We start from the raw sequence: 12805 nt of genomic DNA, 5'->3' as shown, positions 1-12805 counted from the left end.
TTCGGGCTGAGTCCTTCGAGAGCCTCAGGATGCTCGGGTGCGCGTAGCGCTGTCTCGAAGCCTTGGTGCAAAGCACCCTTCGAGTGCCTCAGGACAGGCCCTTCGAGACGTTGCTGGCGCTCCTCCTCAGGCTGAACGGTTCAGTAAAACACTGGATTTGGCTCGAAATATTGTTCAAAAAAAGTGACGATACCTCAGGCCTTGGCCCAACCTACGCTAGATCTGGCGACTCTCCGGGGCTTTGACTGTGGAGCTCCCTAGCAATTTTATCTCAGATATCCGTCCGTTCTATCCCCTCGCCCGCGAAAGGAATCTGAATCATTGGCTCATGTCTTCGCGGGAGAAGGTTGGGGAGAGGGAAATCCCTTCCCCGGCATTCGAAGCTATTTTCGCAATCACGATCTTTTGTTTCAACTTTAAGCCAAAATCGAGTTAGACTAATTCTGAATAAGGATTTATTCATCGCAACGTGAATTAGGGAAATCATTATGTCTGAGAATTTATTAGATGTGCTCGTCGTTGGTGCTGGTCCTGTTGGCTTATTCTGTGCAAATGAATTAAGTCGTCACGGTTTACGTTGCCGCATCGTTGATAAGAAAAGCGAAATTTCTAGTCAATCAAAAGCATTAGCGATTCACATCCGCAGCCTAGACTTACTTGAAGATTGTGGTTTTCTAGATGAAATACTCAGCCAAGGCCTGAAAGTTGAGGGCGTGATGATAAAATCTCAGGGCAAAGAACTAATCAATGCAAGTTTTGCTGATCTGGAAGGAAATCGTCATTTTTTCATTGATCTCCCACAAAATAAAACCGAGCAAATTTTCTGCAATGGGCTTCTGAGCAAAGGGCTTGAGGTTGAGTGGAATACAGAATTAACGGGGATTGAACAAACTACAAATAATGTCGTCGCCAGCTTGCAACGAGCAAATGGCAGTCAAGAAAAGATCCATGCCAGCTGGGTAATCGCCTGTGATGGTTCACACAGTACCTTAAGACAACTTCTTTATGCTAAATTTCTTGGCTCAAGTTACAAACAAACTTTTTGGCTTGCCGATATTCACATTAACTGGGATTTTCCCGAACATAAAATTCTTGTCTATATGAGTGATAAAGGACCGCTAGCTTGTTTCCCTATGGGTGAACAGCGATATCGTTTGGTCATGACAGCTCCTGAAAAAATTACTCATCAGCAACCGACCATGGAAGATATCAAAGAATTATTTAACTTGCGTAGTACGGATAAAGCAACTTTATCGGATGCCATTTGGATAAGTCCTTTTGGTATTGATCATCGACAAATCGAAAAGTATCGCTACGGTCGCGTTTTTTTTGCTGGCGACGCAGCCCATGTTCACAGTCCTATGGGTGGACAAGGCATGAATACAGGCATGCAAGACATCTATAATTTGGCCTGGAAATTAGCGCTTGTCCATAAAGGATTTGCTCCAGAAAAATTATTGGACAGCTATCAAAGTGAACGTCGTCCTATTGCCAAGAATGTTTTGAAGAAAACCGGAGTGATGACACAGATGCTCCTGTTGTCAAACCCTATTCTCATTCGCTTGCGCAATAAATTCTTACAAGCGATGGTTTCTTTAAAACCAGTTAGGCGTATTATCCTCAAAGATCTGGCTGAGTTGGATATTAGTTATGACAACAGCCCTATTGTTAAGGTTTTAGGGAAAAAGACTCGTTTTAAAGTCGGCGAATTTCTCAATGATTTTTCCTTGACTGATACTCAAGGTAAGAAAAAGCAATTCCATCAAATTACTCAGGGAACCCAGCATCATCTATTTTTATTTACTGGCTTAGCCAATAGTCAATTATCAACCTTGCTGGATACCGCTCTTGGCATAGGGCAACAATATCAAGGCTTAATCCAGACTCATTTAGTCCTGCTTAATCCCACTAACGATGCATTTCAATCACATTTAGTTTGGATTGATACTGACCAAAGTATTCATAAAAAATTTGGAATTCTGCAGCCAACTGCGGTTTTAATTCGACCTGATAAGTACCTTGGCATAACCCAGACGCCGGTCAATCAGGAGGAATTGCTGCGCCATCTGCAAAATGGCTATATCAATAAAACGAGTTAACGGGGGAAGATTCATTAGAAATGCCCTCTTTGCTTATTGCAACGTCTCTGCTTCATTGGCGTTGGCCTCTGCCTGTGTATGAATTTAAAATTGGGTACTAAAATGTCTCATTATGGCTTAATGATTCTTGCTGCTTTATTAGGTCTTGCTATTGCCCTACGACAGATTTTTGCATATTTCACCCGGCGATTTAGGTTATGGCTCGCCCTTACTTGGTTTATCTCTTTATAGCTGGTCTGCGATTAGTTTTGGGATTATCATAGCTATCGCTGCTATTGCTTTTTTGTTTGAACAAGGGTTTACTGAGGAAAGTCCCACCCTGGCTATTGGCTTTATTTTCTTATGAGTTTTTTTCTCCTCTTGATTCTTGCCAATGGAATCAGTACATTCTTAGAATGTGGTCCTTTTATATGCAAAGATAACCCAGTTCATTATTATCTATTGGATTCTATTGGCTAGGCTATAATGATTAGGAATCGATGATGCGCTCGTTAATATTCTCAGTTATTTTGTTATTCTCTTTTTACACTCAAGCTGACACAATCGATAATTACATCAATATTTCCAACAATATTCCGCAAATGGAAATGAAAGCGGATCAGCAATCTCAGGCTTGGGCAAGATCAGCTCGTAATGTGTTAATTATTACAAGTGAAAGCATTGCCGAAACCCTAATGCAATCCAATGAATTAGCAAAAAGTCAGGGCAAGCCCTTATTTTGCCTTCCAGCCAATGTTAATTTAGATGCCACAACTTTAAACACACTGATTATACAAACCTACAAAGATATTCCGAGTCAGCAAAGTGATAAGGATAAAATGACCGTCTCTCAAGTCGCCTGGCTTGGAGTAACTAAGAATTATCCCTGTCAACAAAATAAGTCTAACCCGCAAATGCAACACATGAGTGAGTTGTTAAGTCATTAGGAATGGTTTTTAATGTAGTCAAAATGTAGTATTTTTTGACAACAACACCCTTTCCCGGTTACACTAGGCTTACAGCAGCTCATTCAAGTTATTCATGACTACTTTATTAAACTTCATGCAATATAAGTCAGCTTTAGGCTTAAACGATAAATTTAGAGAAGGCGATAGAGAAATCTTTGCTGATGAAGCATTGGGAACAGAATTTACTGCGCTCTGTAATTCCTTCAATCCAGCCGGCATCCAAGCACCAATCCTTTTTAGTGTAGATTCATTTGATACATTAGATCTGCAATATGGCAAGCCCCAAGAAGATAAATTCGCCGCTCAAATCAGACGAGGTATACCAAACGCTAAAATTTGCCATATGCGGCTCTATACTACTGAAAAAGGTGCACACTGGCATGCATTATTCGCTCAACTTGACGACCAAGGACAACTGGAAGAAATAATTATCACTGACTCTAGTCGAGGCATTACCGCCAAAAAAGACATGGAACTTAATCCATTTTTGTGCCAGAACGCAAAGAAAATTAACCAGAAACAGGGTTTTGGTTTACAACAACCCCCTAGCACTCCTATATGCTGGATCTTTGCCTTAGCAAATCTAGCTTCTCTTGCTACAACGGGAAAAGTATATACTCGTCAAAAACCCAAGTTATCCCTTGGTGAGGAATTGAGACAATGCATACTGCCAAGCCAGGAAGATGAAACGAAGGAAAAGGTAACTATTAGTAAAAAAACAACGACTAAAACAAATCCCTCTATCTTTTTTAGTCCACCTGCTAATCTGCAAGCCTCATCACCCAAAGTCGATAAAGAGCTAAGCTCATCTGCTAGCGAAGATAAAAAGGATAAACCCGCTTCAAGCTCTACCGCAGGCAAAAGCTTGTTATTATTGGGCGCCGGAGGCCTTGCCGCTGGTGCAATTGTTTTAGCAATCCCCTCTCCAGTTAGCCTAGTTCTAGGCCTTGCTTTAATTGCAATTGGTATCATTATGGCATTAGCCGGGGCGTTCATCCTCATTGATAACTGCGTGGAAAGCAATGAACCAGAAGAAAGTCCCCGTCTTAGTTTTTAAATCTATTTCTGACAAGTCACTCGCTTCTTGGTTAATAGTAAATTATTAAACCCGTAAAATGTTGTTTTTCACAAAACCATAATGTGTATTTTTTGACAAAACCTCTTATATTGGTTAGCCTAGGCCTTTTTAAAAAATTAGTTTTAGGGATAAGTTATGACCACTTTAAGAATCCGCATGAGCACTGATTTGTCTTTAGATTTAAAAGATAAATTTAAAGATAGTTCACAGCGAGAAATCAGTGCTGAAGAAGCATTAAAGGTAGAATTCACTGAGAGCTGCGAGCAGTTTAATCTATCCTACACCGGTGATAACATCCTTTTTAGTGTGGATTCAATTGATGAAGTTCCCTCGCAAGAAGATAAATTTATTGCCCAAATTATGCTAGGTAAACCAAACGCAAAAATATGCCATTTGCGGCAACAGGTGAATAAAGAAGGTAAAAGTCTGTGGTATGCATTATTTACTGAACTTGATGATAAGGGCCGAGCCAAAGAAATACTGATTATTGACCCAATTACTCCTAACCAACATGACGCAATACTACATAATCCTTTTTATAGCCAAAAAAAGATTTTCGTCAAGCAGGGTTTATTTAATGATGATACAACCAATGATAACTCCTGGAAATTTGCCTTATTCAATCTAGCCCATCTTGCTGTTCCCTATAATGCAGAAATGATATATGAACAAGCGGCGCTCCAGATTATCGATAATAGTAACTCTGAGTATGCCAGGAGTACAAATCCCTCCTCATTTTTTAGTACTAAGACGCCGTCTCCTGAGGAAGCGTTCTATTATGCCCAAAGAGAAAAAACTTATTCCTCTACAACAACCGGTAAAAGCTTGGTAGGAATGGGCGCTGGACTCCTTCTCGCTGGAGGGTTAGCTTTGGTAATACCCTCTCCATTTAGCCTGCTTTTAGGCACTGCTTTAATAACAATGGGTATAGTTATGGAGCTCGTCGGAGTTATCATGCTCATTGACGACAGCATTAAAAGCTATGAGCAAGAAGAATATCTCAGTGCGGTTCTTTCCAGCTAACTTTTCAAGGTTTTGGTCACTGATAATAGAATTCCCGCGGTCGATGCCGCGGGCAATTCATTACTCAAACACCTCACTGGCTTCAGCACCAGCGGTTTAATCTAAGCGCTAAACTCTTCAAATGCTTCCAAAGCTTCGGCAGCATACATCAATGAAGGTCCTCCCCCCATATAAATTGCCATACCTAAGGTTTCCATCAATTCTGCACGACTGGTTTGTAATTTTACTAAAGCCTGGGAGTGAAACCCAATGCAACCAGGACAATGGTTCGCAACAGCCAAAGCCATAGCAATTAGCTCCTTGGTCTTTTTGTCCAAAGCCCCATCTTTAGTAGCAGCCTGAGCAAGCGCAGAAAATCCCGCCATAACTTCAGGCATTTCTTTGCGCATTTTCGCCATTTGTGAACTGATATCTTTCGTCACTTCATTGAATTTATTAGACATGAACTTAACTCCTTGAATTGATGTTCGTTGAATTTTATATCATGCCTGAGGAGGAGGGACAATGTTAATTGCCCTATTTACATTATCAGTTTAGCTGTGGCGAACATCTTACTATCGAGGGTAAATGATCTTGTTGACTTGTGCTGCGCGGATGAAATAGTGTTTCTCTAACTCTAGCGACTTCAGGCGTTTTTGCTCCTGTTGATCGCCAATCTCTTTGCGCGGCGGGGGCTTCATAAACCGAAGCTTCCTGAAGCTGCTTTTCTCTCTCCTGGGCATCACCCAAGGTCAGTTCCGCTGCAAAATCACAATTAAAGGCTTTGAAATTTTTATATATTTGGGTTTTCTTATTTTTTTCGAAGCTTGAATGAATGGACACTACGGTGCCGCAAATTGCTAACAATAGCGCTGTTGTAAGAACAATTGAAGCTAATACTGGGACAGCAGCGAAACCACTGAACAATCCTACACCAGCAAGAACGCCTATAATTCCTGAGGTCGCACCTGACGATGCGCCAAATACGCCAACAAAACTAAGAAAAGCCCCATCTAGGAGTTCATCGTTTGCAAGAGATTTAATATTTTTTTCAAAATCAGATGAGTTAAGAAAATCACTAATGATTTCTTCGATCTTGGCTAGCCTTTTTTCGGGAGAGAATTGATCGTATTTACGGAAAAATTTGGGGGCATTTTTCTTTACAAATTCAAGAAATTGCACTTGGAGATTAAGTTGACGATCTGAGTCATTGAGATCAAAATGACTTAAATAAGTATAAAAATCCATTTGCTCCTCTCGATTTAAATAACAGTCATGTAACTGGTCAATAAAACGAGACAAATGAATAGTTAATTTTTTATTTAATTGCGACTCTTCTAATCTACTTTTTTTATAAGCAAGATAAAAAACACGCATCCCCACTAGGAGGAATAATCCACAGCAAACCGATCCGAGCGCAGCCATTGCCGCACCACCAATTCCCAAACTTAAAGCAGATGAAAGAATTCCAAAAGAGGGCCAAGCAACGCCAGCCCCCGTACCAATTGCATCAAAAGTAGATTTAAATATCGACATAACTTCTTCTATTCATTTCAGACAGCCTACAGATCATCCAACAAGTTCTGGGATTAATTCTTTACAATGTTTCATCACCCGTTGATCTTCTGGAGGTAATTGCAGGTAATCCCCATAGAGATCTTTAAGCATGACTTCATAGTGATTCGGAATATTAAACTCAGCGGTTTCAAAACGCGTGCGCTTAAGTGGATAAATATCAGTATAAGCAACAAAATTTGTATTTACGCACTCATATCCCGTACCTAAATAAGAACTCCCGCTCGCATTCGCTTTGCGAATAATACGCTGTAGCTGCTTTTCTAACATCTGTTTAGAAAATAAGCAACCTAAAGTTTGATATAAATTTGCACCATGACCCGCTGCGACTAGGCTGTATTTGGGGCGCAATAACCGTAAAATTTTCTTAGCCATTAGTTTGTAAAGCTTACGCTGGATAACGGATAGCGGCATACTATCGTAGACAAATACATCAATGAAAATGCCTTGTTGATAAGGTTCATCACCTTGCTCATGCGTCTCGATAAAGCGACTATTGCGATCTCTTATTTTTAAAGGAACCGATAAATTAAAAAAACCGGGATCAGTTTGTGCTGTTTGCAACCACATATGGGCTGGAATTTCAGTAGGCGCCACTCGAAGAAAATGCTCATAACTGGCACGCGGCATTGAGATATCTAAATCATCATCCCAAGGAATAAATCCTTGATGACGAATAGCACCTAACAAAGTTCCACCATCAAGCCAATAATCAATTTTATGTTTTAAACAAATCTCATCAATGATTTGCAACATGGCAACCATTTTTAATTGCGCCTGTCTTAGCCGACCATCATATTGTGCCTGGCTTGCAAACGACGGAAGATTAGTTTGTTTTTGAGTCACATTAATCCTTAATATTTATTAATCCCATAAAATAATGGCCATAAACTTAGCATTAAATATTATTTTTTTGTAGCCTAAAATCGAATCGTAGTCACAGATTGCCGGGATTAGATATTCCAATAACGGGCAGATTGTGTAGTTAATACTCGACGGCTCAAATTGGCCTTCACATCAGACAGAAAAATGGTTCCTCTAGAAATGACTTCATGATATAAAATGCAAACTTTGATCGTCTCGAAATTTAGGCTTAGTGTAGCGGAATCTATTGATCTTAGCTTCTAAACTCAATCGACGACAAGACTTTCTATTTCTTAACTAATTGGCAGAATTTAGGAAAAGATTTTTCGGTAAATAACGACGTAATTATGGAGGAAACGAAATGCCAAGCTATCTGAAAGCGACCTATCACATTAAGTCAGCCAAAATTAAAGAAGCCGCAGATGCATTAGTTATAGGTCAATCAATTGGAAATCCCTATCTTCGTTCAAAGTATGAAACTCCTGAAATGTTGGAGAGATACTCTGCCCGCGTTACTAATATTAGCGATTTAGCCAATGGCTTATACGCAGTTGAAACCATTTTCCCGCTCGATATATTTACCCCAGGCTCATTTACTCATCTTTTGACAGTCGTCATGGGTGGTCAAATGGATATCGATTTGATTAAAGGCTGTCGCTTGGTTGATTTAAATATACCCGAACAACTCATTAAATCCTTCCAAGGTCCAAAGTTAGGTATTCAAGGGATCCGTGACAAAATTTCTGTTTATAACCGACCGCTAATTGGTGGTATCGTTAAGCCCAAAACAGGCTTGTCTCTCGATATGCTTTGCAACATGGTTGAAGCAATGGTTGAGGGCGGCATTGATTTTATTAAAGAAGATGAAATTTTAGGCGAAGTTGAAGGCGCTCACCTACTCGACCGCATTGAAGCCGTGAATAAGGTTCTAAATGGCGCAAAAGTTATTTATGCCCCAGCGATTAATCTTCCAATTGCTCAATACGCTGAAGTCGCTTCTGCTCTCAATGAAAGTAAAAACATTTATGGCTACCATCTCAATGTATGGGCTGGTCTAGATGCTTTTGCTTATCTGTCTTCACTAGCAAACAAAGTGTCTTTCTATCAAAAATCAGGCGATGGCGTTATCACCAAAGAAGATAATTATTCGATTGCCTTTGATGTTTGGTGCTTACTGGCGCGACTTGCCGGTGCCGACATGATTCACATTGGCATGATGGGCGGTTATTTGGATGAAAGCAAAGAAGTTTTACAAAAACGCTTAGACGCGTTGCAAAACCCTTGCTATGGCCATAAAGGTACTATTCCTAGTTTTAGCTGCGGTGCGACACCAGCTCATGTTCCTATGTTACAAGCCGCCTTTGGCAATGACATCATGATTTCCGCAGGGGGTTCTATCCATTCTCATAAAGATGGCACAACCGCTGGAGTAAAAGAGTTCCGCCGTATGGCAGATCACTGTGCATCTAGCGAATTAAGTGTGGAAATCTAAGGATGCGGAAATTTCAGGATAATACTTGTATAAGTGATCGGGTTAACCTCTTATTCAATATGGATTAATAATTATGCGGATAGTGGTTATTCCAATGGCCGGATTTGGAACGCGCTTTCTAGAAGTATTTTCTGATAAAAAGTTGACACCGGTTCCTCCTAGTGAGGAGCCGATGTTCATCCATGCTATTCGAAAATTGGGATTTTCTTACGATAGAATTATTTTAATTCCCCGGGAGGCCGATTCCATCCAACCAGCACTTAATGATTATCCTGATATTTCTCGTTGCACAACAGTCGTTGCGACCAATCAAGAAACCCGAGGCCCGTTAGATACGGTAATGTATGCAAAATCAATTTTAAATGAGCATTTGGATGCAGAATTGGTCATTTGTAACTGTGATCAAGTCCTAGTTTGGCCAGGCGAGTGGGCCTTATCTTGGTTAAAAGAGCGCGGCGCTATTGGTGGCATACCCACCATTGAAAGAAAAAGCCAACGGCATTCCTATGCGGAAATTGATGAAAAATATCCTTGCAAAATAACGCGAGTTAGAGAAAAAGAAAGAATCTCAAATCGCGCTACAATCGGTGTTTATTGGTTCGGTACCATTGGCAATTTTTTACTCGCAGCCGAACAGGTTTTTAGTCATCAGGATGTGGCACCCAACGGGGAGTATTATGTATCACATGCCTACAACTATCTTGATGGATTAATTCTTGAATATCCATTATGCGAATTTTGGTCCTTAGGCGAGCCAGACAACTTCAACAAATACATCAACCAAAACTATTTACTGGGTGAAGATACCTAACTCCACTTTCCTGTTGTTTCCAATGGAAAATGTGGCCAAAGTTACCTAAGTTGGATAAGCGCTTAAGCAAATTGAATTATAAAGTTCAAATTCAAATCTATTTAGTGCTACGCTTTGCCAAAAATCTCATTGAATGACATTCTTAGCAAGACAATCTAATGTTGTAGGTAAAGAGACGAACCTTTTGACACCAAGCAAAAAGAGACCAGCGCCGAAACAATAGTTTACATTTTAGGTAAAATATCTCTTATATACACTTTGAAATGCTATATAGTCTTCTGATAACAAGCATTCTTGAGCAGCATTATTTAACGAAGTAGCGTGTGCTGCAAGGAGCATTTTATACTGTTCTTCCTTGCATGTTGTATGGATGGAGATAATCATGATCATCATATGTACTGCTGCATTCCTGTCCTTGCATACATAGGGTTGCACCCTACTAAAAATTAGGTCACATAATTGTGCAAAACTAATCGGCTCGGCGATTAGCCGTAGTTTATTATCGACATCATAACGATACGCGGATGGTGGATTTATTTTTGAGAATTGTTGCAGACTTGATTGCAGCCAATCCAAGCAAGTCATTGCAGTAAATGGATCGTTAATTCCTGGGGATAAAGCACGGGCAATAATCTCTATCAGCTCATCAATAAGAAATAAAGTATCACGCTCTTGATTACGGTTATAACCAAGAACGAAGGCATTTATAAATTGCTTATAAACAGAAGCATCCAGCTCTTTTTTAGAGTACATAGTGAATAATACCGAGTTTTCAGTTAGAAAATCGCCATACTTGACCTCAAGTGCCACAATGACATCACATTTTTTGGCACTTTCAATTAAAGACTCGCCGTCTATAATTCGAAGGTAACCTCGGTTTGTTGCATTTACTGAGGTCTTTTGTGAATAGACCTTGGGAATGGATGGTTTTTTAGAAAGTTCGTTTCCTACTTGTGTGGGGAATAAACACTCTAGTTGGTCATTGAGCTCATCAGCAATGCGCGCAATGACATTCGACATATTAATGCTTTCAGGGATGTGATGAAAAAAATAAATTAAAACAATAATGCTGCTTATAGCTAATAATAGAGCAACAAGTAATGAGATTTGCGGAATAAAGACACCTTCTGTTTGAGTAATTACATTTTTATTTGCATTAAATAACGCCAATAAAATAAATAGGCAATATAAAAAGGTCGCAATAAAAGTGCCTAAAGTAATTTGATTTGCTCTATCACGCATAAAGTTTGAAGTAAGCCTTGGCCCTACCTGACTTGCTGCAAATGCAACAGCCACAATAGTCATTGAAAAAGTGACCCCTGCAACTGTAATCATCGAGCTAGCAATAGTGGATAAAATAGCTCTTGCTCCCTCAGGATTGGCTGCATGAAACCAACCTATTGTTTGAAGCCAATGCCAAATAAATAAATGGTCAAGACGTAATGTTAAAATGGAAAGCAATAAAGCGCCTATAGCCATGAGGAGTGGAATATACCAATAACTGGCTCGGAGTTCTGAAAAGAAATTTAATAGTCTTGAGTGCATGATTTATTCCCTTTGTGGCCTGTCATTTGAAATCCTTTTTTTTAAGACTTATTTAAATAGATGGACTGAGCGTTTTTCTTAAAACTAAGAAGCCAAGAATACCAGAACTTAATGAGCCCAAAACAACCCCTATTTTAACCAGTGGAATCAAATGTGATCCATTATGCTGATAGGCTAACGAACCAATAAATAAGCTCATGGTAAACCCTACGCCACAAATTAAGGCAATGCCATAAACTTGCCCTAAAGTAATATGTTCTTTTTTAAGGAATTTTTTAAATCGTACAAAATAGCCAAGTGATAAAAATATACCCGTTTGCTTTCCCAAAAATAAACCTAACCCGACTCCTAATACAATAGGATGAATAAACATAGAGGTATCAAATCCTATAAACGTAACGCCTGCATTAGCAAAAGCAAATACGGGAAGAATTAAAAACACTATCCAAGGGTGGAGACTTTCTTCAAGTCGGGAAAGCATCGATTTTGTTTTCTCATCGGGAATAGTCATGGCAATAACTATTCCCGCTAAGGTCGCATGAACACCTGATTTTAAGACCGCAATCCACAAAGCCACACCAACAATCATAAATAAAGAAAGATGGCGGCATTTAAAATAGTTTAAGCCAATCAATATTAGGGTAAATAATAAAGCAAACAAACAGGACATCAGAGATAATTGTTTAGTATAAAATACAGCGATGATGATAATCGCGGCAATATCATCAAAAATCGCAATTGCAGTAAGTAGTATTTTTAACGAAAAAGGCACTCGTGAACTTAACAAGGAAACTATTCCAAGAGTAAAAGCAATGTCAGTCGCCGTGGGGATAGCCCAGCCTTGGAGATAGACGGGATTATAGGCATTAAATAGAACAAATATTAAAGCTGGAACGAGTAAGCCACATAAGGCTGTCACCAAAGGCACAACCAAATTTTTTTTATGACTTAACAAGCCATGGCGCATTTCTCTTTTAATTTCGAGTCCAATTAACATAAAGTAAATAGCCATTAAACCATCATTAATCCACAGCAAAATTGGCTTTTTTATAATCAATGAACCAATGCCCATAACCCCTTTGATCTCTAGGAAATGGTTGTATGCGAAACGATAAGGTGAATTCGCAACTACTATTGCAATAACAGCTGCTATAAATAATAAAATTCCACCTAGGGTTTCTAAACTATAAAAAGAGTTTTCTTTAGACATTATTCATAATATTAATCAAAACTAGTGTATAGAGTACGCTTAAAAGGGAAAAGTTAACATAACTCTTAAGTGACCTATGGCTACCAGAAATCACGCCCATATTCTTTATTGAAGTTTTCAATGAGAGCCACGCCTCTTTGAATCGCCCAGCCTTAGCAAGTACACGTATAAAAATAGTAGAT

Annotated in this window: 12 protein-coding genes; 7 read left to right on the top strand and 5 right to left on the bottom strand. The window is 39.4% G+C overall.

Annotation, left to right across the window (positions count from 1 at the left end):
- Positions 1 to 488 precede the first annotated feature (488 nt).
- The 5 genes from Ldro_RS04825 (at position 489) to Ldro_RS04805 (ending at position 5147) form a co-directional block, all read left to right on the top strand.
- A complete protein-coding gene (locus Ldro_RS04825; protein WP_058495287.1) occupies positions 489 to 2099 on the top strand; it encodes an FAD-dependent oxidoreductase in 1611 nt (536 codons plus the stop codon).
- A gap of 151 nt (positions 2100 to 2250) precedes the next feature.
- Complete coding sequence (locus Ldro_RS16475) at positions 2251 to 2445, top strand: hypothetical protein (RefSeq protein ID WP_058495286.1); 195 nt, start codon at positions 2251 to 2253, stop codon at positions 2443 to 2445.
- A 136-nt stretch (positions 2446 to 2581) separates the two neighbouring features.
- Positions 2582 to 3025 carry a hypothetical protein gene (locus tag Ldro_RS04815; RefSeq protein WP_058495285.1) on the top strand — a complete coding sequence of 148 codons (444 nt, stop codon included), beginning with the start codon at positions 2582 to 2584 and terminating at the stop codon, positions 3023 to 3025.
- Positions 3026 to 3119: 94 nt separating this feature from the next.
- The gene (locus tag Ldro_RS04810; protein WP_058495284.1) at positions 3120 to 4103 is read left to right on the top strand and encodes a hypothetical protein; all 984 of its coding nucleotides are present in this window, start codon (positions 3120 to 3122) and stop codon (positions 4101 to 4103) included.
- 156 nt (positions 4104 to 4259) lie between these two features.
- Complete coding sequence (locus tag Ldro_RS04805) at positions 4260 to 5147, top strand: hypothetical protein (RefSeq protein ID WP_058495283.1); 888 nt, start codon at positions 4260 to 4262, stop codon at positions 5145 to 5147.
- 101 nt (positions 5148 to 5248) lie between these two features.
- Here Ldro_RS04805 and Ldro_RS04800 read toward each other — a convergent pair whose 3' ends face one another.
- The 3 genes from Ldro_RS04800 to Ldro_RS04790 form a co-directional block, all read right to left on the bottom strand.
- Positions 5249 to 5590 (bottom strand): carboxymuconolactone decarboxylase family protein, encoded by a 342-nt coding sequence (locus tag Ldro_RS04800; protein ID WP_058495282.1) that lies wholly within the window; start codon positions 5588 to 5590, stop codon positions 5249 to 5251.
- An 85-nt stretch (positions 5591 to 5675) separates the two neighbouring features.
- Positions 5676 to 6662 (bottom strand): hypothetical protein, encoded by a 987-nt coding sequence (locus tag Ldro_RS04795; RefSeq protein ID WP_058495281.1) that lies wholly within the window; start codon positions 6660 to 6662, stop codon positions 5676 to 5678.
- A 33-nt stretch (positions 6663 to 6695) separates the two neighbouring features.
- Positions 6696 to 7547 carry a LicD family protein gene (locus Ldro_RS04790; protein ID WP_058495280.1) on the bottom strand — a complete coding sequence of 284 codons (852 nt, stop codon included), beginning with the start codon at positions 7545 to 7547 and terminating at the stop codon, positions 6696 to 6698.
- A gap of 379 nt (positions 7548 to 7926) precedes the next feature.
- On the opposite strand from Ldro_RS04790, the gene Ldro_RS04785 reads away from it, so the two are divergent.
- Positions 7927 to 9057, top strand: coding sequence for a RuBisCO large subunit C-terminal-like domain-containing protein (locus Ldro_RS04785; protein ID WP_058495279.1), 1131 nt, complete (start codon positions 7927 to 7929; stop codon positions 9055 to 9057).
- A gap of 73 nt (positions 9058 to 9130) precedes the next feature.
- Positions 9131 to 9868, top strand: a complete 738-nt coding sequence (locus Ldro_RS04780; RefSeq protein WP_058495278.1) for a sugar phosphate nucleotidyltransferase — start codon at positions 9131 to 9133, stop codon at positions 9866 to 9868.
- Between the two features lie 231 nt (positions 9869 to 10099).
- On the opposite strand, the gene Ldro_RS04775 is transcribed toward Ldro_RS04780, so the two are convergent.
- Both Ldro_RS04775 and nhaA read right to left on the bottom strand, forming a co-directional pair.
- Positions 10100 to 11413 carry a DUF2254 domain-containing protein gene (locus Ldro_RS04775; protein WP_058495277.1) on the bottom strand — a complete coding sequence of 438 codons (1314 nt, stop codon included), beginning with the start codon at positions 11411 to 11413 and terminating at the stop codon, positions 10100 to 10102.
- Positions 11414 to 11465: 52 nt separating this feature from the next.
- Positions 11466 to 12623 (bottom strand): Na+/H+ antiporter NhaA, encoded by a 1158-nt coding sequence (nhaA, locus tag Ldro_RS04770; protein ID WP_058495276.1) that lies wholly within the window; start codon positions 12621 to 12623, stop codon positions 11466 to 11468.
- Positions 12624 to 12805: the final 182 nt, after the last annotated feature.

The sequence above is a fragment of the Legionella drozanskii LLAP-1 genome (genome assembly GCF_001467585.1).
Taxonomy (GTDB): Bacteria; Pseudomonadota; Gammaproteobacteria; order Legionellales; family Legionellaceae; genus Tatlockia; species Tatlockia drozanskii.
This window is presented reverse-complemented; position numbering and strand designations above follow the sequence as displayed.

Bases quoted from the DNA above. Each gene is read 5' to 3' on its own strand.
- Ldro_RS04795 (WP_058495281.1), bottom strand. From the start codon at position 6,662: ATGTCGATATTTAAATCTACTTTTGATGCAATTGGTACGGGGGCTGGC.
- Ldro_RS04785 (WP_058495279.1), top strand. From the start codon at position 7,927: ATGCCAAGCTATCTGAAAGCGACCTATCACATTAAGTCAGCCAAAATT.
- Ldro_RS04775 (WP_058495277.1), bottom strand. From the start codon at position 11,413: ATGCACTCAAGACTATTAAATTTCTTTTCAGAACTCCGAGCCAGTTAT.
- Ldro_RS04810 (WP_058495284.1), top strand. From the start codon at position 3,120: ATGACTACTTTATTAAACTTCATGCAATATAAGTCAGCTTTAGGCTTA.
- nhaA (WP_058495276.1), bottom strand. From the start codon at position 12,623: ATGTCTAAAGAAAACTCTTTTTATAGTTTAGAAACCCTAGGTGGAATT.
- Ldro_RS04805 (WP_058495283.1), top strand. From the start codon at position 4,260: ATGACCACTTTAAGAATCCGCATGAGCACTGATTTGTCTTTAGATTTA.
- Ldro_RS04780 (WP_058495278.1), top strand. From the start codon at position 9,131: ATGCGGATAGTGGTTATTCCAATGGCCGGATTTGGAACGCGCTTTCTA.
- Ldro_RS04800 (WP_058495282.1), bottom strand. From the start codon at position 5,590: ATGTCTAATAAATTCAATGAAGTGACGAAAGATATCAGTTCACAAATG.
- Ldro_RS04815 (WP_058495285.1), top strand. From the start codon at position 2,582: ATGCGCTCGTTAATATTCTCAGTTATTTTGTTATTCTCTTTTTACACT.
- Ldro_RS04825 (WP_058495287.1), top strand. From the start codon at position 489: ATGTCTGAGAATTTATTAGATGTGCTCGTCGTTGGTGCTGGTCCTGTT.